The sequence below is a fragment of the Micromonospora sp. NPDC003776 genome, from assembly GCF_053605645.1.
The window spans coordinates 1-21,997 of sequence record NZ_JBSGJR010000029.1; the positions used below are offsets into that span (position 1 = coordinate 1).

A 21,997-nucleotide genomic window follows, 5' to 3' on the forward strand; every position below is an offset into this window, starting at 1 on the left:
CCGCGGGCGGGGGCCCGGCGGGCGGCGGCGGAGTGCTCGGGGGAGGCTGGGTCACGCGGACAGTGTTACAGGTTGCCGCGCTTCTCCTGCTCCCGCTCGATGGCCTCGAACAGGGCCTTGAAGTTGCCCTTGCCGAAGCCGAGGGAGCCGTGCCGCTCGATCAGCTCGAAGAAGACGGTCGGGCGGTCCTGCACCGGCTTGGTGAAGATCTGCAGCAGGTAGCCGTCCTCGTCCCGGTCCACCAGGATCTTGCGGGACTGCAGCTCCTCGATCGGCACCCGCACCTGGCCGATCCGGGCGCGCAGCTCCGGGTCCTCGTAGTACGAGTCCGGGGTGTCGAGGAACTCGACGCCGGCCGCGCGCATGGCGTCGACGCTGGCCAGGATGTCGTTGGTGGCGACGGCGATGTGCTGGGCGCCGGGGCCCTGGTAGAACTCCAGGTACTCGTCGATCTGCGACTTCTTGCGGGCGATGGCCGGCTCGTTGAGCGGGAACTTCACCTTCCGGGTGCCGCTCGCGACCACCTTGCTCATCAGCGCGGAGTAGTCGGTGGCGATGTCGTCCCCGACGAACTCGGCCATGTTGGTGAAGCCCATGACCCGCTTGTAGAACTCGACCCACTCGTCCATCCGGCCCAGCTCCACGTTGCCGACCACGTGGTCGACGGCCTGGAAGAAGCGCTTCGGCTGGAGACCGGCGTCGATCATCGGCCGGCGGTCCACGATCGGGCCGCGGGCCACGAAGCCGGGGAGGAACGGGCCGGCGTAGCGGGACCGGTCGACCAGGGTGTGCCGGGTGTCGCCGTACGTGGCGATGGCGGCCATCCGGACGGTGCCGTGCTCGTCGCTGACGTCGTGCGGCTCGACCAGACCGGTCGCGCCCTGCGCGGTGGCGTGCGCGTACGCGGCGTCCACGTCCGGCACCTCCAGCGCGATGTCCGAGATGCCGTCGCTGTGCTTCGCCACGTGCTCGGCGCCCTCGGCGTCCGGGCGGACGACGCCGGTCAGCACGAACCGGGCGGAACCGCTGGTGAGCACGTACTGGGCGTGGTCCCGGTAGCCCTGCTCCGGACCCCGGTACGCCACGCAGGTCATGCCGTACGCGGTGGAGTAGTAGTGGGCCGCCTGCTTGGCGTTGCCGACCAGGAAGTGCACGTGGTCGAGGCCCTTGACCGGGAACGGGTCCCGGGTGATGTCGTGGTCGACGGCGCCGATGAGGGCATCGGCGTCGACCTCCTCGGTCGACTGGGGTCGGTCGATCGCCTGGGTCATGGTGGCCTCCCTTGCGTACCGGCCGGCCTCGTGGGCCGCCGTCGGTTGCTGTTGTGGCGAGGATCGCTGCGCCGGCGGCCGTTGGGCAACAGTTGGCGGAAATGCTGGTCAGGTTGCGCATTCGGTAGGGTGACAACCCATGAGTGCTGGTCAGGATGTACAGCTCGATGAGCTGGATGCACGACTGCTCACGTTGCTGGCCGAGCAGCCCCGGATCGGGGTGCTGGAGTGCTCCCGCCGGCTCGGCGTGGCCCGGGGCACGGTCCAGGCCCGGCTCGACAAGCTCGTCGACCGGGGGGTGATCGGCGGCTTCGGCCCGGACATCTCCCCGGCGGCCATCGGCTTCGGGGTGACCAGCTTCGTCACCCTGGAGATCAGCCAACGGCACGGGCACGATCCGGTGACCGCGCACCTGGCGGCGATCCCCGAGGTGCTCGAGGCGCACACCATCACCGGCTCCAGCGACCTGCTCTGCCGGATCGTGGCCCGGTCGAACGCCGACCTCCAGCGGGTGATCGACCAGATCGTCTCGTCCGAGGGCATCCGGCGCGCCTCCACGATCATCGCGCTGGCCGAGCAGATCCCCTACCGCACCCTCCCGCTGGTCCGCTCGGCCGCCCGCGGCGGGTAGACCGCTTGCCGAGAAAGCGGCGCGACACGGCCGTTCGGAGGGTCGGCGCAGCGGTGATCGTCGCTACCGTGTGCGGTGTGAAGGGCCTTGGCGTACGCGGCTGGTTGCTGCTGGGGCTCATCACCGTGGTCGTGCTCGCCGCGACCGGCGTGTGGAACCCGTTTCCGACCATGTGGGACTGGGTCGACCGGAGCCAGCCGATCTCCGAGCCGGACGTGGTCTGGCAGCAGCGGGTCGGCGGCACCCCGAAGAGCGTCACCATCGCCAGCGACACCGTGATCGTAGAGCAGCGGACCCGGGTCGAGGCGCGCAGCCTGGCCACCGGCACCCAGCTCTGGGAGCGCAAGGCGGACTGGGCGGCGGTCGCGGGCGGCGACCGGGACCCGGTCGTCGCCGTGGGCAAGCTCCTGGTCAAGGGGTACGAGCTGCTCGACCCGGCCACCGGCGTGGTGCGCCGCCACGACGACCAGGCGGTCGCCGTCTGGACGTACCGCAACCTGCTGCTCGACGTGCGCTGCGCCGCGCCCACCGACTGCACGTTGAGCGCCTGGGAGCCGCGCGGCACCCGGCCGCTCTGGACCGCCTTCCTGCCCGGCGTGCACAGCGGGGTGCTCGCCGACAACCCGGAGCTGCTCGGCACCCGCCGGCTGGGCGCCCCGCGCATCGACGGCAACATCGCCGGGCCGGAGAACGTGCCGCCGCTGCTCGGCTTCCCGGTCGACGGGCGGGTGCACGTGGTGGACACCGCCACCGGGCGGGTGCTGCAGAACGTCCAGCCCGGCCGGGAGGAGCGGCTCGCGGTGATCGGCGGCCGGCTGCTCCGGATCACCGCCACCTCGCGGGACGGGACCTGCTACTTCAGCATCTCCGCCGTCGACCCGGCCACCGGACAGCAGGTGTGGCGACGCGCCGGGCTGAACCTGCGGACCGCCGACTACGCCGGCTGCGTGCAGCGGGAGGACCCGCAGGGCGCCCGGAACGTGCTCATCGGGGTCGCCCCGGACGGCCGCGAGGCGGTGCTCGACGGGTACGACGGCCGGCTGCTCCAGGTCGACGCGGACGGCGAGAAGCTGCTCGCCGTCGACGACCGGTACGCGCTGGTGCGCAGCGCCGACAAGCAGTCGATCTTCGGCCGGGAGCTCGCCGTCGACCGCACCCGGTGGACCCGGCCCGCCGGCGGCAAGAGCGGGGCGGCGCTCACCCCGTACGCGGCGGTGATCGCGGAGGAGAAGCCGTCCCGGCTGATCGCGGTGGACCCGCGTACCGGTCAGGAACTGGTGGTGCTGCGTACCTCGGCGAACGCCCTGGCGGTCGGCCCCAACGGCATGATCATCGGCGAGGGGCGGGAGATCGGGTACGTCCGCTGGGGCGCCGGCGGCACCGTGCCGCCCCCGCCGGACGAGGGCGGCGGCGTCCCGGGGCCGAACCCGGGCGGCACCTACGTGCCCCCGTCCGACCAGGGCAGCTGCGGGCCGAAGAAGGAACTCTGCTGAGCTGCGACGACTCCGGCGCGGCGCGCCTGACGTCGCGCCGCGACCCGGAGCCGTCGGCCGGGCGGATGAGAGCGGCGTCCCAGGACGCCCCCGGGGGTGCCACCGATCGACGCGCCTGCCCTAGGCTTTTCCGTCATGAGCAGTGCCGCCGCGTTCTCGTACGCCCCCTTGCTGCCGACCGGTCCTGACCAGACCGAGTACCGCCTGGTCACCGACGAGGGCGTCGACGTCGTCAACGGCCCGGGTGGCCGTCGGTTCCTCACCGTGGAGCCCTCCGCGCTGACCGCGCTGACCGCCGAGGCGATGCACGACATCGCCCACTTCCTGCGCCCCGCGCACCTGGCCCAGCTCCGCTCGATCATCGACGATCCGGCGGCCTCGCCGAACGACCGGTTCGTCGCGCTGGACCTGCTGCGCAACGCCAACATCGCCGCCGGCGGGGTGCTGCCGATGTGCCAGGACACCGGCACCGCGATCGTGATGGGCAAGCGCGGCCGGCACGTGCTCACCGACGGCACCGACGCCGAGGCCATCTCCCGCGGCGTCTACCAGGCGTACACCCGGCTCAACCTGCGCTACTCCCAGCTCGCCCCGCTGACCATGTGGGAGGAGCGGAACACCGGCAGCAACCTGCCCGCCCAGGTGGAGCTCTACGCCGAGGACCCGGACGGGCACGCTGACGCGTACAAGTTCCTCTTCATGGCCAAGGGCGGCGGTTCGGCCAACAAGTCGTACCTCTACCAGGAGACCAAGGCGCTGCTGAACCCGACGCGGATGATGCAGTTCCTGGAGGAGAAGCTGCGGCTGATCGGCACCGCCGCCTGCCCGCCCTACCACCTGGCCATCGTGATCGGCGGCACCTCCGCCGAGTACGCGCTGAAGACCGCCAAGTACGCCTCCGCGAAGTACCTGGACAACCTGCCCACCTCCGGCTCGATGAGCGCGCACGGCTTCCGCGACCTGGAGCTGGAGGCCGAGGTGCTGGAGCTGACCCGCAACTTCGGCATCGGCGCGCAGTTCGGTGGCCGCTACTTCTGCCACGACGTACGGGTGGTCCGGCTGCCCCGGCACGGCGCCTCCTGCCCGGTGGCCATCGCCGTCTCCTGCTCGGCGGACCGGCAGGCGGTCGCCAAGATCACGCCGTCGGGCGTCTGGCTGGAGCGCCTGGAGACCGACCCCGCGCGCTACCTGCCCGACGTCACCGACGCCCACCTCGACGCCTCGGAGGTGGTCCGGGTCGACCTCAACCGGCCGATGGACGAGATCCGGGCCGAGCTGTCCAAGTACCCGGTGAAGACGCGGCTCTCGCTGACCGGCCCCCTCGTCGTGGCGCGGGACATCGCCCACGCCAAGATCGCCGAGCGGCTGGACGCGGGCGAGCCGATGCCGCAGTACCTGCGCGACCACGCCGTCTACTACGCCGGCCCGGCCAAGACCCCCGAGGGCTACGCCTCCGGCTCGTTCGGCCCGACCACCGCCGGGCGGATGGACGCGTACGTGGAGAAGTTCCAGGCGGCCGGCGGCTCGATGGTGATGCTGGCCAAGGGCAACCGCTCCGCCCAGGTCACCCGCTCCTGCCAGCAGCACGGCGGCTTCTACCTCGGCTCGATCGGCGGCCCGGCCGCCCGGCTGGCCCAGGACTGCATCAAGCACGTCGAGGTGCTCGAATACCCCGAGCTGGGCATGGAGGCGGTCTGGAAGATCGAGGTGGCGGACTTCCCCGCGTTCATCGTGGTGGACGACAAGGGCAACGACTTCTTCGCCGAGGTCACCAAGCCGGTGCTCACCGTCGGCCGGCGCTGACGTCCCGCGTACGCGAAAAGGGGCGCTGAGCTTCGGCTCGGCGCCCCTCACGCTGTGTCGCCTCATCGACATCGGTGCGCCCACCCGGGGAGTGCCCGGGCGGGCGCACCGCCCCCGTCGGATGTCGTCACCGACAACCGGGACGAGTGTCCGGGGTACCGCTGTCGATCCGCTATCACCTCGCTATCGCCTCGACGAGGTGATCCGTGAGCAGGGCGCTACGCTGCTGGAAGTTGCACAAAAGGCGTGCGGGGGCGCAGATGCGGTTCGGGATCCTGGGATCCCTGCGGGTGGGCGGTGGCGAGGCCACCGTCACCGCGGGGCGGGACCGGACCGTGCTCGCCATGCTGCTGCTGCGGGCCGGGCGGGTGGTGCCCGTCGAGGAACTGATCGACGCGGTCTGGGAGGACCGGCCCCCGGCCACCGCCCGGACCCAGCTTCAGATCTGTGTGTCCCGACTGCGGCGGCGGCTCGCCGTGCTCGGACTGCCCCCGGAGATCATCGTCCGGGACCCGGTCGGCTACGGCGTCCGGATCGAGCCGAGCGACCTGGACGCCGAGGTCTTCGCGCGCGACGTCGACGCGGGCCGGGCCGCGGTCGCCGCCGGGCAGCCCGCCGAGGCGCGCCGGCACTACCGCGCCGCACTGGCGCTCTGGCGCGGGCCCGCGCTGAGCGGGATCACCAGCCGGAGCGTGCGCCGGCGGGCGCAGGCCCTCGACGAGCAGCGCCTCGCGGCGCTCGAGGAGTGCGTCGAGGTCGAGCTGCGGCTGGGCCAGGCGGCCGAGCTGCTCGACGAGCTGACGGAGAGCGTGGAGCGGAACCCGCTGCGGGAGCGCCTGCGCGGTCAGCTGATGCTCGCCCTCTCCACGGTCGGCCGGCAGGCCGACGCGCTCGCCGTCTATCGCGAGGGCCGCCGGATCTACGCCGAGGAGCTGGGCATCGAGCCCGGCGCGGCGCTGCAGGAGCTGCACCAGCGGGTGCTCGCCGGCGATCTGGCCCTCGGCCCGGCGCTGTCCCCACCCGTCGCGCCGGTCCGCTCGCTGCCCCGGGCGATCAACGACTTCACCGGACGCCACGAAACCATGATCCGGCTGATCAAGGAGATCGAGCAGGACGGTGCGCGCATCCAGCTCATCGACGGGATGGCCGGTAGCGGCAAGACAGCCCTGGCGGTGCGGGTGGCGACCGTCCTCGGCGACCGCTACCCGGACGCGCACCTCTTCATCGACCTGCACGGGCACAGTGAGCGCAGCCCTCTCACTCCGGCGGCCGCCGTGGCGACCCTGCTGCGCCAGCTCGGCGTGCCGGCGGAACGGGTGCCACTGGACGCGGACGATCGGCTGACCATGTGGCGGACCGAGCTGGCCAACCGCCGCGCCCTGGTGGTCCTCGACAACGCGGCGGACGCCGACCAGGTCATGCCGTTGCTTCCCGCCAGCTCGGACTCGCTGGCGTTGGTCACAAGCCGTCGTCGGCTCATCGGACTGGACGGCGGGCGCCCCTCTTCGCTTCCGGTCCTCGACCCCGAGGAAGCGGTCGAGCTCCTGGCTCGGGTGGTCGGCGCGGACCGCGTCCGGGCAGAGCCGGAGGCGGCCGCCGAGGTGGCGCGGCGCTGCGGCTACCTCCCGTTGGCCCTGCGCCTGGCCAGCGCCCGCCTCGCCCACCGGCCGGGGTGGCGGGTGGCCGACCTGGCCGAGCGGTTGGCGACCGGCGGCGATCCCCTCGCCGAGCTGGCGGCGGGCCAACGGTCGGTGGGGCAGGCCTTCGCCCTGTCGTACGCCCAACTGACGCCGCCCAGCCAGCGTCTGTTCCGGTTCCTCGGCCTGCACCCCGGCAGCCGGTTCGACAGCCGGGTGGCCGCCGCCCTCCTCGGCCTACCGTTGCCGGCCGCCGAGAACCTGCTCGACGAGCTGGTCGACGCGCACCTGGTGGAGGAGGTGCAGCCGGGGCGGTACCGGCTGCATGATCTCGTGCGGGAGTACGCCCGCACGCTGCTCGCCCAACCGGAGCACGTCACGGAGCGACGGGACGCGCTGGAGCGGCTGCTCGACTATCACCTGCAGGTCGCTGCCACCATCGCCCGCAGCATCGAGATGGTGGGGAGCCTGTCGCTCGCCCGGTTGCCACGACCGACCCGGGACGACCTCGTGTCGGCCGCCGCCGAACAGGGTCGTTCCTGGTTCGACGAGAACGGGGCGGCGCTCAGCGCGATGGTGCGCCTCGCCGAGGCGGAGGGCTTCCTCCAGCACTGCTGGCAGCTGGCTCGCGCCACCTGGCGGGCCAACTTCGACGCCGGGCACATCGATGAGCTGCTCGACAGCCACACCATCGCGCTGCGCGTCACCGAAGCGCTCGGTGACGATGAGGCGAGTGCGCTGACGCTGAACTACCTGGCTTCGGCCCACCACCGGCTGGGCCGGTTCACCGAAGCGATCCGGCTCATGGAGGTGGCACTCACCCACTACCGCCGGCTCGAGCGGAAGGCCGAGGTGCGGAGCATCCTCGGCAACCTCGGCACGGCTGCCCTGACCAATGGTGACTACCGGCGGGGCAAGGAGTACATCGAGGCCGCCCTGGCCCTCGATGACCCCTCGGACAACGTCGCCGTCCGGGCGAGCCTGCTGAACAACCTCTCCTTCGGCCTGCTCTGCTGGGGCCGCTATCCGGAGGCGCTGCGGGTCGCGCGGCACCACCTGCTGCTGGCCCAACAGCACGGGGACACCCGACACGTGGCGCATGCGATCGGGCACATCGGGATGATCCGGCACCGGCTCGGCGACCTCGAGCCGGCCCGCCGGCTGCTGCGGGCCGCCCTGGGTCTGAAGCGGCGGACCGGCAACCGGTTCGGTGAGGCCGAGGTGCTCAATGAGCTCGGGGTCATCGAACGAGAGGCCGGGCAGCCCGGTCGGGCCGCCGAGATGCACCGTACGGCGCTGCTGCTGATGAGCGAGGCCGCCGACCGGGTCGGGCAGTGTTCGTCCCGGAACCTTCTCGGCCGGGCCATCCTGGCCGAGGGGGACGCCGCGAGCGCGTTCGACCTGCACCAGCGGGTGCTCGCGGACGCCACCCGGCTGGAGGCGCGCTACGAGCAGGCCCGCGCTCTGGAGGGCATGGCGCGCTGCCTGCGTGACACCGATCCGGGGCAGGCCCGGACGTACGCCAGGCGGGCGCTGGCACTCTTCCGCCAGATCGAGTCGCCCGATCAGCGCCGGACCGAGGAGCTGCTGACCGAGCTGGGGTGAGCCCCGCTTTCCCTGCACGGGGGCGAGTCGCGCGGCAGGATGGTGTGCGTGACGACTCCAGAGGCGACCGGCTACCGGATCGAACGCGACTCGATGGGCGAGGTGGAGGTGCCCGCCGAGGCGCTGTGGCGGGCGCAGACCCAGCGCGCGGTGCAGAACTTCCCGATCTCCGGGCGGGGCCTCGAACCGGCCCAGATCAAGGCCCTGGCCCAGATCAAGGGGGCGGCCGCCCAGGTCAACGGCGAGCTGGGAGTGATCGGGGCGGACGTCGCCGAGGCGATCGCCACCGCCGCCGCGCACGTGGCCGACGGCGGGTACGACGACCAGTTCCCCGTCGACGTGTTCCAGACCGGCTCCGGCACCTCGTCCAACATGAACACCAACGAGGTGATCGCGACGCTGGCCGGCCGCGAGCTGGGGCGCGGCGTCCACCCGAACGACGACGTCAACGCCTCGCAGTCCAGCAACGACGTCTTCCCGTCCTCGATCCACCTGGCCGCCACCCAGTTCGTGGTGGAGGATCTGATTCCCTCGCTGAAGCACCTGGCCGGCGCGTTGGAGGAGAAGGCGGAGGAGTTCTCCACCGTGGTCAAGGCCGGGCGTACCCACCTGATGGACGCCACCCCGGTCACTCTCGGCCAGGAGTTCGGCGGGTACGCCGCCCAGGTCCGGTACGGCGTCGAGCGGCTGGAGGCGGTGCTGCCCCGGCTGGCCGAGCTGCCACTGGGTGGCACGGCGGTGGGCACGGGCATCAACACCCCGCTCGGCTTCGCCGCCAAAGTGATCGAGAAGCTGCGGGACTCGACCGGCCTGCCGTTGACCGAGGCGCGCAACCACTTCGAGGCGCAGGGCGCCCGGGATGCGCTGGTGGAGACGTCCGGCCAGCTCCGCACCATCGCGGTCGGCCTGTACAAGATGGCCAACGACATCCGCTGGATGGGTTCCGGCCCGCGTGCCGGCCTGCGGGAGCTGCGGATCCCCGACCTCCAGCCGGGCTCGTCGATCATGCCGGGCAAGGTGAACCCGGTGGTCGCCGAGGCGATGCGGCAGGTCTGCGCACAGGTGATCGGCAACGACGCCGCCGTGGCGTTCGCCGGAACCCAGGGCGACTTCGAGCTGAACGTGATGCTCCCGGTGATGGGCCGTAACCTGCTGGAGTCGATCAAGCTGCTGGCCGCGTCGAGCCGGCTCTTCGCCGACCGCCTGGTGGTCGGCCTCGTCGCGGACGCCGAGGTCTGCCTGGCGTACGCGGAGGGGTCGCCGTCCATCGTCACCCCGCTCAACCGCCACCTGGGGTACGACGAGGCGGCCTCGATCGCCAAGGAGGCGCTGGCCAAGCAGGTCTCCATCCGCGAGGTGGTGATCTCGCGGGGGCACGTGGCGTCCGGCAAGCTCAGCGAGGACCAGCTCGACGAGGCCCTCGACCTGCTCCGGATGACCCACCCCTGACGGCCCGGTCGCGTCCCTGACGGCCCGGCCCACCCCCGCCGGCATGATGGTCGCCGATCGCTGGTGTCCACGAGCCCGGGGATGCCGCCGCCTCCCGGAGTGGCAGCACGCCCGGCCGGGTCAGTTCTGGGCGGCCGCCCGGCGGGCGCGGTAGGCGGTCACCGCGGCGCGGTTGCCGCAGCCGGCGTCGCAGAACCGGCGGGAGCGGTTCTTCGACAGGTCGACCAGGACGTTGTCGCAGTCCGGGTGGTCGCAGAGCCGGAGCCGGCCCAGTTCGTCCATCCGGACCAGGTCGGCCATCGCCATGGCCGCCTCGACCGCCATCCGGGTCGCCAGCGGCGCGTCCCGGGGCACGGCGTGCAGGTGGTACGGCTCGTCGTCGTGGCGAATGAGCTGCGGCAGCGCGTGCGACTCGCGGAGCAGGCCGTTGACGATGGTCACCACCTCGTCGGTGTCGGCGTGCCAGAGCCGGCGCAGCCGGGGCCGCAGCGCGCGGACCTGGCGCAGCTCGGCCTCGGTGTGCTCGTGCCGGCCGGTCCACGCGTGCGCGGTGAAGAACTGGTCGAGGGCGGCGACGTCCGGCAGCGCCTCGCGGTCCGGGCCCGCGGTGTTGACCAGCGCCGCTGTGGCGGTCAGGCCGCACTCGGTGTCATGAGCGAAAAGCAACTTGACTCCTGTCAGGGCACCAGCCTAGCGTCATCAGCATAACCTCGTTTGACTCATGACGGGTCGCCCCGGACCAAGGAGTTGTCGATGCGTGAACGGCCCGGTGTCGGCCTCGGCCTCGCCCTGCTCTCCGCGCTCACCTTCGCCACCTCGGGCACCTTCGCCCGTCCGCTGATCACCGGGGAGTGGTCCGCCGAGGCGGTGGTGCTGGCCCGGGTCGGCATCGCCGCGCTGGTGCTCGCCGTGCCCGCCCTGGTCGCGCTGCGCGGGCGGCTGCCGGTGCTCCGCCGCAACGCCGGCACCGTTGTGGTCTTCGGGCTGCTCGGGGTGGCCCTCGCCCAGGCGTGCTTCTTCAACGCGGTCCGCTACCTGCCGGTCGGCGTCGCGCTGCTGCTGGAGTACCTCGGCATCGTGCTGGTGGTCGGCTGGATGTGGCTGGTGCACGGACAGCGGCCCCGGCTCCTCACCGTCGTCGGATCGCTCACCGCGCTCGCCGGACTGATCCTCGTGCTGGACCTGACCGGAGCGGGCCGGCTCGACCCGGTCGGGGTGCTCTGGGGACTCGGCGCCGGAGTGGGGCTGGCCGGCTACTACGTCATCGCCGGTCGGGTCGACGCCCAGCTGCCGTCCGTCGTGATGGCGAGCGGCGGGATGGCCGTCGGTGCGCTCGTGCTGCTCCTGCTCGGCCTGATCGGGGCGCTCCCGCTGCACGCCGGCACCGCCGACGTCACCTTCTCCGGACACCGGATGAGCTGGCTGGTGCCGATCGCCGGGCTGTCGCTGATCGCCGCGGTCGTCGCGTACCTGACCGGGGTGGCCGGGGCCCGGATCCTCGGGGCGCGGCTGTCCTCCTTCGTCGGGTTGACCGAGGTGATGTTCGCGGTGCTGATCGCCTGGCTGGTGCTCGGTGAGCTGCCGACCGGGATCCAGTTGGTCGGCGGAGCGCTGATCGTGGCCGGGGTCGCCCTGGTCCGGGTGGACGAGTTGCGCACGGCGCCCGAGGCGGTGGCCGCCGCCCCGACCGAACCGGTCCTGGCGACCGAGCACTGACCGCCGCGGGACCACCGCGGGTCGGCAGGGACTGGGAGGCTTGGCCGCATGCGGACCGCTGTCGTCTTCGACGCCGACGAGACCCTGATCGACCTCCGCCCGGCGGTCACCGGTGCGCTGGCGTGCGTACTCGAGGAGATGCGACGCCGGACCCCGGCGGCGGCCGGGCTGTCGCTCGCGGAGCTGGAGGCGGACTGGGGTGCGGTGTTCGGAGCGCTGAGCGCGGCGCCGGTGCAGGCGATCCGGCGGGCGGCGCTGGCCCGCTCGCTGGCCCGGGCCGGGCTCGACGACCACCTCGACGAGCTGGCGGCACTCTTCTTCGCCCGCCGGTACGAGCTGAGCAGGCCGTTCCCGGACGCGGTGCCGGCGCTCGCCGCGCTGCGCCCGCACCACCTGCTCGGCTTCGCCACCAACGGCAACAGCCGCGCGGAACGCTGCGGCCTCGCCGGAGAGTTCGCCTTCGAGTTGTACGCGCACGAGAACGGCCTGCCGAAGAAGCCGGCGCCCGAGTTCTACGCGGCGGTGGTCGCCGCGGCCGGCCTGCCCGCCGGGCGGATCATCTACGTGGGGGACTCGCCCGAGCACGACGTGACGGCGGCGCAGCGGGCCGGCCTGCGGGCGGTCTGGCTGAACCGGGGCCGGCTGCCCCGCCCGTCCGGCCTGGCACCCGACGCCGAGGTGTCCACCCTGGCCGAGCTCGCCACGGTGCTGGAAGCGCTGCACGGTGCGTCGTCGGTAGCGATGCCGTAGTGGACGCGTAGTCGAACCGTTCAGCCTGATGGGACACCGCGGCCATCAGCCGTGGTCGATCAATTCCCACGAGGAGTCCCATGGGCTGGTTGCACACGTCCCGTCGCCGCCGCAGCGCCGCTGCGCTCGCGGCCCTCACGGTCGGTACCGCCGTCGCCGTCGTACCGACCAGTCCGGCAATCGCCGTCGCGCCCACCGACCATGTCCTGTACTGGAACGACGTTCTGATCCGCACCTTCAAGCAGGTTGGCGGCGCGCCCGGCCCGCTCGCCCGCGCCGGGGCAATGGTGCACGGTGCCATCTACGACGCGGCCAACTCCGCCCTCTGCGCCGGCGGAGCTGATCGGTGTATCGGACAGCCCTACCGGATCAAGGTCAGCCCGACCGCCGGCGTCACCCCCGACCTGGCGACCTCGATCGACTATGCGGCGTACGACACGCTGCGCAGCATCTGGCCGTCGATCGATTTCGCCGCCGACCTCGCCACCGCGCAGGAGGGCAAGACCGACTCCCCGAACCGCACGGACGGCCAGCGGATCGGCTCGGCGAGCGCGCAGGCGATGATCGACTTCCGGGCCAACGACGGTTCTCCGGACACCTCCACCTACGTCGACGGCACCATCGCGGGCCAGTGGCGGCGGACCAACCTCACGGACCCGACCGCCACCGCGGTCACGCCGAGTTGGGGGCTGTTGAAGCCCTTCGCGATGACCTCGAACACCCAGTTCCGCCCCGGTCCGCCCGGTGGGTACACCAGCTACGGGGCACTCCTCACCAGCCAGCTTTACGCGGACCAGGTGGACGAGGTGAAGCGGCTCGGGGCGAACAACAGCACCACCCGGACCACGGACCAGACCCAGGCCGGCTGGTTCTGGGCCAACGACCTGGACGGCACCTACAAGCCGCCGGGTCAGCTCTTCACGCACACGCAGATCGTGGCCAGGTCGGCGAAGCTGACCCAGGCCGGAAACGCCCGCCTCTTCGCGCTGGTCGGCATCGCCATGGGTGACGCGGCCATCGTCGCCTGGGACGCCAAGTACCAGACGAACATCGACCTCTGGCGCCCGGAGACCGCGATCCACGAGCCGCAGGACGACAACAACGCAGCCACCAAACCCGACGGGAACTGGAAGCCGCTCTCCGCGGACACCAAGGGGGTCAACTTCTCGCCGGCGTTTCCCTCGTACACCTCCGGGCACGCCACCTTCGCCGCCGCCTGGGCCGGGGCGATGAAGGGCTTCTTCGGCACCGGCGCGTTCCGCTTCGTCGGCACGACGGACGACCCGCACGCCGTGGGCGTCCAACGCGCGTTCACCGGGTTCGACGCCGCCGCCACCGAGAACGCCCGCAGTCGCGTCTACCTCGGCGTCCATTACCAGTTCGACGCCGACGCCGGGATGTCCTCCGGTTCCCAGCTGGCCAACTACGTGACCGGCAACCTCCTCCGGCCGGCCGTGCCGGCGTACACCTTCGACGGCTTCTATGAGGGGCAGGCTCTGCTGGGCACCAGCTATCCGGACGCCGCCGCCGGGGTGAGCACCACCCTCGCCTTCAAGCTCTCCGCCAACGGCACCCCGGTCACCGACCTGAACGCCGTGGTCGGGGTCTCCTGGAACGGCCAACCGGGGGCGAACAGCGGCACCGTCACCTTCACCAACGGCCGGTACGAGTTCACGGTCAACCCCGGCAAGGGGTGCGGCCCCGGCGGGCAGACCCTCTCCGTTCTGCTTCGGGACGGGTCAAGCCGCAATCTCCGTGTGACGTGTACCACCGTCTGACGGACAACACGGTCTCGGCGGCGCGGTCGGTGACCCCGACCGCGCCGTTGGCCCGTCGGCGCCCAGCCGCACCAACTGCTGCCGGATCTCGTCCAGCATCCGCTCGGCCTCCGCCAGTCGGTTGAGGGTACGGCTCAGGTCGGCCTCGAACGCCGGGGCGGGATCGGCGCCGAGCAGCGACCGGTAGGTCCGGGACAACTCGGCCCCGGGATCGATCCCCAGTTCCTCCGCGAGCAGGCGGCGGGCGCGGTGGTAGCAGCCGATCGCCTCCCCCCGGCGGCCCGCGCGGTCCAACGCCACCAGCAGGTGACACCAGAGCGGTTCATGCAGCGGATGCCGTTCCACCAGCATGGAGAGAGTGGGAATCAGCTCATAGTGCCGCCCCGCCGCCAGATCCAGGCCGATCAGGTCGTCGAGCACACCCAGCCGCTCCTCGTCGAGCCCGGCAGCGGCGGCCCGGACGAAGGGGGCATCGATGTCGCCGAGCGGCGGGCCCACGTGGAGCCGGAGGGCCGCCCGGTACTCCTCGGCCGCCGCCGCGGGCTGCCCTGTCACGGTGAGCCGGCGCCCCCGCCGGGCCAGCCGCCGGAACACCTCCACATCGATGTCGGACGGATTCAACCGCAGCAGGTACCCGTTGTCGTGGGTGACGATCCTGATGTCCGGCAGTCCACGCAGCCAGCGGCGGATCAGGGAGATCTGTCCCTGCACCTGGGTGCGTACGGTCCGAGGCGGCGAGTCGCCCCAGACCGCGTCGACGATCTGCTCCACCCGCAGCAGTGAGTTGGCATCCAGGAGCATGAACGCCAGCAGCGCACGGGCCCGCCTACCGTCCAGCCTGGGCCAGGGGCCGGGGCCTTCGACGGCGAGCGGGCCCAGCAGTCGGAACCTCATGCCGGCCGCGCCTGGTTCCGGCGCATGACACTGGAACAGAAGCCCATCAGTCCCCCAGCCCCCGTCTTTCGAGGAGAACGCCAAGCTGCTGTAACCATAGAAGTTGCACGATGCACTGACAATCGTGCAGAGCGTCATGATCGGGCGTGTGGGGCCGGGCGAGCCGTCAGCGCAGGGCGGTGGCGACGGCGTCGGCGGCGGCCGAGACCTGGCGGCCGATCTCGGCGACGTCGAGCGGGGTCAGCGAGACCACGCCGACGCTCGCCTCCAGACCCGGCACGCCCAGCACCGGCACGGCCACCCCGTACGCCCCGGACTGCAGTTCGCCGCTGGTGCTCACCGGCCCGGTGGCGCCCGCCCGCCCGGCCAGGATCGCCCGGCCCGCGGCGCCCCGCTCCAGCGGGTGCCGGGAGCCGGTCCGGTATGCCACGTGGAAGGACGTCCAGCTCGGCTCCACCACCGCGAGGGCGACGCCCTCCCCGCCCTCCACCACCGTCAGGTGGGCCGTCGCCCCGGCCTGCTCGGCCAGCCGGCGCAGCGCCGGCAGCGCCCCCTCGGCCAGCAGCGGCTGGGCCCGGCGGGCCAGGTGCAGCACCCCCGCGCCGAGGCGCAGCCGGCCCTCGCCGTCCCGGCGCAGCATGCCGTGCCCGGTGAGCGCGCCCACCAGCCGGTAGACCGCCGCGCGCCCGATGCCGAGCCGGTTGGCCGCCTCCGTGACGGTCAGCCCGCGGGGCGCGTCCGCGACCAGGTGCAGCAGGCGCAGCCCCCGGTCCAGGGTCTGGGCCGTCTCCGGTACGCGCGCCTCGGTGTCCACAGCACGCAGCGTACGACCCGGCTCCCGGCGACCCGGAAATGCGCGGACGGCTACCCTTGTACGGTGACGCTACGCCTGTATGACACCGCCACCCGATCGGTGCGGGACTTCGTCCCGCGGGAAGCCGGCAAGGTGGGGGTCTACCTGTGTGGTCTCACCCTCCAGGCCCCGCCGCACATCGGTCACCTTCGCTCCGGCGTCAACTACGACGTGCTGCGCCGCTGGCTGACCGCGTCCGGCTTCGAGGTCACGTTCATCCGCAACGTGACCGACATCGACGACAAGATCCTGGTCAAGTCGATGGAGCAGGATCGACCGTTCTGGTCGATCGCGTACGCCAACGAGCAGATCCTGGCCGCCTCCTACCGGGCGCTCAACGTGCTGCCGCCGACGTACGAGCCGCGCGCCACCGGGCACGTCCCGGAGATGCACCAGCTCATCGCGCGCCTGATCGAGACGGGACACGCCTACCCGGCCACCGACGGCTCCGGCGACGTCTACTTCGACGTGGCCTCCTGGCCGGCGTACGGGTCGCTGTCGGGCCAGTCGCCGGAGGACATGCAGCCCGCCGGGGACGCTCCGGAGCGGGGCAAGCGCGACCCGCGCGACTTCGCGCTCTGGAAGGGCGCCAAGCCGGACGAGCCGGCGGACGCCTACTGGCCCTCGCCGTGGGGCCGGGGGCGGCCCGGCTGGCACATCGAGTGCTCGGCGATGTGCTGGCGCTACCTGGGGGCCGAGTTCGACATCCACGGCGGCGGGCTCGACCTGACCTTCCCGCACCACGAGAACGAGCTCGCCCAGTCCCAGGCCGCGGACCTGCCCTTCGCCCGCTACTGGGTGCACCACGGCCTGCTCGGCATCGGCGGCACCAAGATGGGCAAGTCGCTGGGCAACACCCTCGACCTGGACTACGTGGCCTCCCTCGGGGTGCGTCCGGTGGAGCTGCGCTACTACTACGCCGCCGCGCACTACCGGTCCCGCATCGACTACTCGGAGGACGCGCTGCGCGAGGCGGCCGTCGCCTACCGGCGGATCGAGGGATTCGTCCAGCGGGCCGTGGAGCGGGTCGGCGCCGGGCCGCTCGGCGAGCTGCCGGCCGGCTTCGTGGCGGCGATGGACGACGATCTCAACACCTCGGCCGCCCTCGCCGTGCTGCACGAGGTGATCCGGGACGGCAACACCGCGCTGACCGCGGGCGACGATGTGACCGTCCGCACCACGCTGGCCGCCGCCCGGGCGATGCTGGATATCCTCGGCGTCGACCCCCTGGACCCGGCCTGGACCGGCGGCGGCCGCGCAGGTGAGCTGCGCGGCGTGGTGGACTCCCTGATCGCGCTCGCCCTGGAACAGCGCGCCCAGGCCCGCAGCCGCAAGGACTGGGCCGCCGCGGACGCCGTACGCGACCAGCTCAAGCAGGCCGGCGTGGTGGTCGAGGACACGCCCCAGGGCCCCCGTTGGACTATTGGAGAGCAGGACTAGATGGCCGGCAACTCGCAGCGCCGTGGCCGGCGACTGACGCCGAAGGCGGGGGCCCCGAAGGGCTCCGGCGGCAAGAACAAGGACTCCCTCGCCGGCCGGGGCCGTACCCTGCCCGCGGACGAGCGGCCCTGGCACAAGGCGTACTCGGGCACCGAGAAATTGCCCCAGCGGACCGCCTGGAAGCAGGAGAAGGAGCGCCGCACGGCGGCCGAGGAGGGGCGCGCCCCGAAGATCGGTCAGCCGGGCACCAAGGACACCACCTGGGGCAAGGGCAGCCGGGCCGGCGCCCCGCTGAAGGGCGGCAAGGGCAAACCCGCCGGCCGGAGCGGCCCCCGGGTCGCCCCGGGCCGCCGGTCCAACCCGGTGAAGGACAGCCCCGAGCTGCTGGTCGGCCGGAACCCGGTGCTCGAGTCGCTGCGCGCCGACGTGCCGGCGACCGCCCTCTACACCGCCCAGGGCATCGACGTTGACGACCGGGTCAAGGAGATCGTCCGCACCGCTGCCGACCGGGGCATCGCGATCCTGGAGGTGAGCCGGGCCGAGCTGGACCGGATGACCGGCGGGGTGCTGCACCAGGGCGTCGGGCTCCAGGTGCCGCCGTTCGCCTACGAGCCGTTCGAGGACATGATGGCGGCCTCGCTGGAGCAGGCCGCCCCGCTGCTGGTGGCGCTGGACGGGGTCACCGACCCGCGCAACCTCGGCGCGGTGATCCGGTCCGCCGCCGCCTTCGGCGCGCAGGGCGTCTTCGTACCGGAGCGGCGGGCCGCCGGGATCACCGCGACCGCCTGGCGGACCAGTGCCGGTGCGGCCGCGCGGGTGCCCGTCGCCCAGGTCACCAACCTGACCCGGTCGCTGAAGGCGTGCAAGGACGCCGGGTTCGTCGTGGTCGGCCTGGACGCCGACGGCGAGACCGACCTCTACGACCTGGAGGCCGCGGTCGGTCCGCTGATCGTGGTGGTCGGTTCGGAGGGGCGGGGCCTGTCCCGGCTGGTCGGCGAGACCTGCGACCTGACCGTGAGCATCCCGATGGTGTCCGACGTCGAGTCGCTCAACGCCAGCGTCGCCGCCGCGGTCACCCTCGCCGAGGTCGCCCGCCGCCGCGCCGCCGAGGCGTAACCCCCGCAGAAGACCCGAAAAGGGGCGGTCCGCCGTGGCGGGCCGCCCCTTTTTCCGGGTACGTCAGATCCGGTTGCCGGTGGCAGCGTTGAAGACGTGGCTGCGGCCCTGGCGCGGCTTGACGAACACGGTGTCACCCATGTTCGGCATGGTGCGCCGGTCGGTACGGACGACGAAGCGCTCGGAGTTGCCGCCGAGCGCGGCGTGGCCGTAGACGTTGGCGTCGGAGCCCAGGTCCTCGACCAGCTCGACCACGACCGGCATGCCGCCCTCGCTCGGGCTGACCAGGTCGCAGTCCTCCGGACGGAAGCCGACGGTCACCTTGCCGTCGCCGCCCTCGGCGCGGGCCGCCTCGACCTGCTCGCGGGTCAGCGGCACGTGCATCTCGGCGAACTCCGCGCCCTGCTCGGTCAGCGGAACCGTCTTGATGTTCATGGCGGGGGAGCCCATGAAGCCGGCGACGAAGACGTTGGCCGGGGTGTCGTAGAGCGCCCGCGGGGTGTCCACCTGCTGGAGCACGCCGTCGAGCATGACCGCCACCCGGTGACCCATGGTCATGGCCTCGACCTGGTCGTGGGTGACGTAGACGGTGGTGACGCCCAGCTTGGCCTGGAGCGACGCGATCTGCGTACGGGTCTGCACCCGGAGCTTGGCGTCGAGGTTCGACAGCGGCTCGTCCATCAGGAAGACCTGCGGCTCGCGGACGATCGCGCGGCCCATGGCGACCCGCTGGCGCTGACCGCCGGAGAGCGCCTTCGGCTTGCGGTTGAGGAAGTCCTCCAGCTGGAGCAGCGCGGCCGCCTCCTTGACCCGCCGGTCGATCTCCGACTTCGAGGTCTTGCGCAGCTTGAGCGCGAACGCCATGTTCTCGTACACCGTCATGTGCGGGTAGAGGGCGTAGTTCTGGAAGACCATCGCGATGTCGCGGGCCTTCGGCGGGAGGTGGGTGACGTCCCGGTCGTCGATGTAGATGGCGCCGTCGTCGACGTCCTCCAGGCCGGCGAGCATCCGGAGGCTGGTGGACTTGCCGCAACCCGACGGGCCGACCAGGACGAGGAACTCCCCGTCACCGATCTGGAGGTCGAGCTTGTTGACCGCGGGGCGATCGGTGCCCGGGTAGATCCGGGACGCCTTCGCGTAGGTGACCGTAGCCATGGTGGAGCGCTTCCTTTCACCGGCAGGAACGTGCCGGACGATCCGAGTGAAGGAGCGACCGGCACCCGAGGTGCCGGCCAACGGAGCGTCACCCGGGCAGCCGAGGCCGACCAGAAGTGTCGTCCGTGTCACTGCACGGTAAACGGGTTTTCCGACGCTGCCAAGGCGGGGCGCAAGCGGTGGGACGGACGGCATACACATTCCGGTCACACGGGCACGGCGAGGTATCAATCCCACCGCCCTCCGCGCCCGCCGGCGTCGATCCGTCGGCGGCGGCGACGGGAAATTGACGTTTTCCGTGCTCGGGAGCCCTGCTGAGCGGGATTTTCGGACGCCAGTCGCTATGCTGACCACGGCACCACGCGCCCCTGTAGCTCAGCTGGCCAGAGCACTCGCCTTGTAAGCGAGATGTCGCCGGTTCGATCCCGGCCGGGGGCTCCACCCCTGCCCAGTCAAAGCCGCTCGGCGAGCCCATCAAGGGCCGGCCGAGCGTGTTGTGACTTGGCGCTGCCCCGTGTCGCCGACCGGGTGCCTGATGGCAGCGGGCCCGCCCACCGCGCGGTGGACGGGCCCGGAGTCGCCGGCGTTACGCGGCCGGCACGGTGATCGCGACGCCATTGACGGCACCGCCCGCCGTGGTGTGGATCAGGTCGGGGTACGCCACCCGGCCGTCGCCCACGCTGTAGAGCAGCCGCACGTCCTGCGTGTTGAAACCCTTCATGGTGAAGGTGCCGTCGGCGCGGGGGGACGTCTCCACGCCCGCCCAGTCACCGGTGGTCGGGTCGACCGCGGTGATGGACACGCACCGTAGGCAGGCGCCCTCGGGCACGGTGACGGTGCCGCTGACCGTGCCCGTGGCCGGCAGCGCCACGTCCAGCGTGGTGGTCCCGCCGGCCGTCACCTGCACCGGCGTCGCGGACGACCGGGTCGCCGCGTCGCCGGACCACGCCCATGCGTGCTTTCCGTCGAACGCCGGGAAGGCCAGCTTCCACTGGTACGGGCCGAGGTTGCGGATCTGGTACTGGCCGCCGTCGTAGGTGCAGGAGGAGTTCGGTCCGGCGTTGGCGTCGAAGGACGGCCCGGTCGGGCTGGGGCAGACATAGGTCACGCCGGCTCCGGTCGCGGCGTCCCGGACGACCCCGGTCACGGTGCCGGCGCCGTCCAGCTTGACGGTCACCCGGATGCGCTCGCCCGGCGTCGGCGCGAAGACCCGGGCCAGGGCCGGGTCGCCGGTGCCGCCACCGGTCGTCGAGACCCACTGCGCGCCGTGCTCCCCGTCGTACGGAGCGACGAAGAGCCGGAAGTGATCGGCGGCGAAGAGGTTCTTGTAGTCCACCTCGGAGCCGCACTGGCCGTACTGCGAGACGTCGGTGTGCACCGGGTCGGCCAGGGTGGCACACGCCCCGCTGACCGGTTCGCCGGTGGCCGCGTCGACGAAGTCGACGTGCAGGCTGACCGACTTCTCCAGCTTGACGGTGGTCTTGGCGGTCTCCCCTTCGGTCACGGTCACCGGGCCGAAGAGGCCGTTGACGTAGATCTCGTTCGGGTCGTAGCCGCCGCCCCGGTAGGTGCCGACCGGGATGTCCTGGAAGCGGGCCCGGCCCTGGCTGTCGGTGCAGGTCGTCTGGAAGGAGAACCCGCCGGGGCCGTCCTGCGGGTACCAGCAGTAGCCGGCGATGGCGGCGCCGGTCTCCTGGTCGACCGCCTTGACGACGAGATTCCCGACCGGCGGCCGGGTGAGGTTGACCGTGGTCGTCGCGTCCGCCTGCACGGCGAAGTAGGGCGCCTCGTACTCGGAGCTGGCTCCGCCGTTGAAGAGCACCTGGCCGCTCGGGAAGGTGAACTGGGCCTGATAGTTGGTGTCGGTCTCGACCCGGCTGAACCGGTAGCGCCCGGCGTCGTCGGTCGCCGTGTTGCCGACCCAGTTGCCGCCGCGCCGCAGCTCGACGTTGACGCGCGGGATGCCGCCACCCTTGCGGTCCACGACCCGGCCGGCGACATCGCCGTACTGGATGGGCATCAGTGGGATCTGGAGGGTGCCCGGGGCGGTGATCAGGTCCGCCTCCCAGCTGTTCCGGTGGCCCCAGAGCCATTCCTCGACGTAACCGCCCGCGTTCACCTGGACGGTGTACTGGCCGGCCGGGGTGTCCGGAAACGCGAAGTGGCCGGCGGTGTCGCTGTTGGTGAAGTTCCAGTGGGAACCGTCCTGCTGCTGGATGACGATTCCCGCCCCGGCGACCGGTGCGCCGGTCAGCTTGTTGGTGATCGTGCCGTCCAGGCCGGCGGTTTCCGTCGCCTGGGCCGGGCCGGTGAGGCCCATGACGGCCAGCAGGCCGGCCGTCGCCGCGGCGCCGAGCGCGCGCAGCACCCTACCCTTCATGGTTCCCCCGCCTCTGAGTACGCACA

General features: G+C 72.2%; 16 protein-coding genes and 1 tRNA gene. 11 read left to right on the forward strand and 6 right to left on the reverse strand.

Features of this window, described 5'->3' with window-relative positions:
• Positions 1-65 precede the first annotated feature (65 nt).
• Entirely contained in the window at positions 66-1,271 is a 1,206-nt protein-coding gene (hppD, locus tag ACWEVO_RS04900) for a 4-hydroxyphenylpyruvate dioxygenase (protein ID WP_452306250.1), read from the reverse strand.
• A 139-nt stretch (positions 1,272-1,410) separates the two neighbouring features.
• Between hppD and ACWEVO_RS04905 the strand changes: the two genes are divergently transcribed.
• The 5 genes from ACWEVO_RS04905 to ACWEVO_RS04925 all read left to right on the forward strand — a co-directional run bounded on the left by ACWEVO_RS04905 (position 1,411) and on the right by ACWEVO_RS04925 (position 9,889).
• Positions 1,411-1,902 (forward strand): Lrp/AsnC family transcriptional regulator, encoded by a 492-nt coding sequence (locus ACWEVO_RS04905; protein WP_452306251.1) that lies wholly within the window; start codon positions 1,411-1,413, stop codon positions 1,900-1,902.
• 119 nt (positions 1,903-2,021) lie between these two features.
• Positions 2,022-3,395, forward strand: coding sequence for an outer membrane protein assembly factor BamB family protein (locus ACWEVO_RS04910; RefSeq protein WP_452306272.1), 1,374 nt, complete (start codon positions 2,022-2,024; stop codon positions 3,393-3,395).
• A gap of 135 nt (positions 3,396-3,530) precedes the next feature.
• Complete coding sequence (locus ACWEVO_RS04915; protein ID WP_452306252.1) at positions 3,531-5,198, forward strand: fumarate hydratase; 1,668 nt, start codon at positions 3,531-3,533, stop codon at positions 5,196-5,198.
• A gap of 260 nt (positions 5,199-5,458) precedes the next feature.
• Complete coding sequence (locus tag ACWEVO_RS04920; protein ID WP_452306253.1) at positions 5,459-8,440, forward strand: BTAD domain-containing putative transcriptional regulator; 2,982 nt, start codon at positions 5,459-5,461, stop codon at positions 8,438-8,440.
• Between the two features lie 39 nt (positions 8,441-8,479).
• Positions 8,480-9,889 carry a class II fumarate hydratase gene (locus ACWEVO_RS04925; protein WP_452306254.1) on the forward strand — a complete coding sequence of 470 codons (1,410 nt, stop codon included), beginning with the start codon at positions 8,480-8,482 and terminating at the stop codon, positions 9,887-9,889.
• A gap of 120 nt (positions 9,890-10,009) precedes the next feature.
• On the opposite strand, the gene ACWEVO_RS04930 is transcribed toward ACWEVO_RS04925, so the two are convergent.
• Complete coding sequence (locus tag ACWEVO_RS04930; RefSeq protein WP_452306255.1) at positions 10,010-10,555, reverse strand: CGNR zinc finger domain-containing protein; 546 nt, start codon at positions 10,553-10,555, stop codon at positions 10,010-10,012.
• Between the two features lie 87 nt (positions 10,556-10,642).
• Between ACWEVO_RS04930 and ACWEVO_RS04935 the strand changes: the two genes are divergently transcribed.
• From ACWEVO_RS04935 to ACWEVO_RS04945, 3 genes are all read left to right on the forward strand, one after another.
• A complete protein-coding gene (locus tag ACWEVO_RS04935; RefSeq protein ID WP_452306256.1) occupies positions 10,643-11,605 on the forward strand; it encodes an EamA family transporter in 963 nt (320 codons plus the stop codon).
• A 48-nt stretch (positions 11,606-11,653) separates the two neighbouring features.
• Complete coding sequence (locus tag ACWEVO_RS04940) at positions 11,654-12,355, forward strand: HAD family hydrolase (protein WP_452306257.1); 702 nt, start codon at positions 11,654-11,656, stop codon at positions 12,353-12,355.
• Between the two features lie 80 nt (positions 12,356-12,435).
• A complete protein-coding gene (locus ACWEVO_RS04945) occupies positions 12,436-14,133 on the forward strand; it encodes a vanadium-dependent haloperoxidase (RefSeq protein ID WP_452306258.1) in 1,698 nt (565 codons plus the stop codon).
• Here the strand turns inward: ACWEVO_RS04945 and ACWEVO_RS04950 are convergent.
• Together ACWEVO_RS04950 and ACWEVO_RS04955 are read right to left on the reverse strand one after the other, a co-directional pair.
• Entirely contained in the window at positions 14,095-15,165 is a 1,071-nt protein-coding gene (locus ACWEVO_RS04950; RefSeq protein ID WP_452306259.1) for an AfsR/SARP family transcriptional regulator, read from the reverse strand. The genes ACWEVO_RS04945 and ACWEVO_RS04950 overlap by 39 nt on opposite strands.
• Before the next feature lie 28 nt (positions 15,166-15,193).
• The gene (locus ACWEVO_RS04955; protein WP_452306260.1) at positions 15,194-15,841 is read right to left on the reverse strand and encodes an IclR family transcriptional regulator; all 648 of its coding nucleotides are present in this window, start codon (positions 15,839-15,841) and stop codon (positions 15,194-15,196) included.
• A gap of 63 nt (positions 15,842-15,904) precedes the next feature.
• Between ACWEVO_RS04955 and cysS the strand changes: the two genes are divergently transcribed.
• On the forward strand, positions 15,905-17,320 hold the full coding sequence (cysS, locus tag ACWEVO_RS04960) for a cysteine--tRNA ligase (protein ID WP_452306261.1): 1,416 nt from the start codon (positions 15,905-15,907) through the stop codon (positions 17,318-17,320).
• Positions 17,321-18,436: a 23S rRNA (guanosine(2251)-2'-O)-methyltransferase RlmB gene (rlmB, locus tag ACWEVO_RS04965; RefSeq protein WP_452306262.1), complete on the forward strand. Its 1,116-nt coding sequence runs from the start codon at positions 17,321-17,323 to the stop codon at positions 18,434-18,436.
• Between the two features lie 63 nt (positions 18,437-18,499).
• Here the strand turns inward: rlmB and ACWEVO_RS04970 are convergent, their stop codons facing one another.
• Positions 18,500-19,591, reverse strand: a complete 1,092-nt coding sequence (locus ACWEVO_RS04970; RefSeq protein ID WP_452306263.1) for an ABC transporter ATP-binding protein — start codon at positions 19,589-19,591, stop codon at positions 18,500-18,502.
• A 364-nt stretch (positions 19,592-19,955) separates the two neighbouring features.
• On the opposite strand from ACWEVO_RS04970, the gene ACWEVO_RS04975 reads away from it, so the two are divergent.
• Positions 19,956-20,032, forward strand: a tRNA-Thr gene (locus tag ACWEVO_RS04975).
• Positions 20,033-20,177: 145 nt separating this feature from the next.
• On the opposite strand, the gene ACWEVO_RS04980 is transcribed toward ACWEVO_RS04975, so the two are convergent.
• Positions 20,178-21,971, reverse strand: a complete 1,794-nt coding sequence (locus ACWEVO_RS04980) for a carboxypeptidase regulatory-like domain-containing protein (protein WP_452306264.1) — start codon at positions 21,969-21,971, stop codon at positions 20,178-20,180.
• Between the last annotated feature and the right edge of the window lie 26 nt (positions 21,972-21,997).

Bases quoted from the DNA above. Each gene is read 5' to 3' on its own strand.
- hppD (WP_452306250.1), bottom strand. From the start codon at position 1,271: ATGACCCAGGCGATCGACCGACCCCAGTCGACCGAGGAGGTCGACGCC.
- ACWEVO_RS04905 (WP_452306251.1), top strand. From the start codon at position 1,411: ATGAGTGCTGGTCAGGATGTACAGCTCGATGAGCTGGATGCACGACTG.
- ACWEVO_RS04915 (WP_452306252.1), top strand. From the start codon at position 3,531: ATGAGCAGTGCCGCCGCGTTCTCGTACGCCCCCTTGCTGCCGACCGGT.
- ACWEVO_RS04920 (WP_452306253.1), top strand. From the start codon at position 5,459: ATGCGGTTCGGGATCCTGGGATCCCTGCGGGTGGGCGGTGGCGAGGCC.
- ACWEVO_RS04925 (WP_452306254.1), top strand. From the start codon at position 8,480: ATGGTGTGCGTGACGACTCCAGAGGCGACCGGCTACCGGATCGAACGC.
- ACWEVO_RS04935 (WP_452306256.1), top strand. From the start codon at position 10,643: ATGCGTGAACGGCCCGGTGTCGGCCTCGGCCTCGCCCTGCTCTCCGCG.
- ACWEVO_RS04940 (WP_452306257.1), top strand. From the start codon at position 11,654: ATGCGGACCGCTGTCGTCTTCGACGCCGACGAGACCCTGATCGACCTC.
- ACWEVO_RS04945 (WP_452306258.1), top strand. From the start codon at position 12,436: ATGGGCTGGTTGCACACGTCCCGTCGCCGCCGCAGCGCCGCTGCGCTC.
- ACWEVO_RS04950 (WP_452306259.1), bottom strand. From the start codon at position 15,165: ATGACGCTCTGCACGATTGTCAGTGCATCGTGCAACTTCTATGGTTAC.
- rlmB (WP_452306262.1), top strand. From the start codon at position 17,321: ATGGCCGGCAACTCGCAGCGCCGTGGCCGGCGACTGACGCCGAAGGCG.
- ACWEVO_RS04970 (WP_452306263.1), bottom strand. From the start codon at position 19,591: ATGGCTACGGTCACCTACGCGAAGGCGTCCCGGATCTACCCGGGCACC.
- ACWEVO_RS04980 (WP_452306264.1), bottom strand. From the start codon at position 21,971: ATGAAGGGTAGGGTGCTGCGCGCGCTCGGCGCCGCGGCGACGGCCGGC.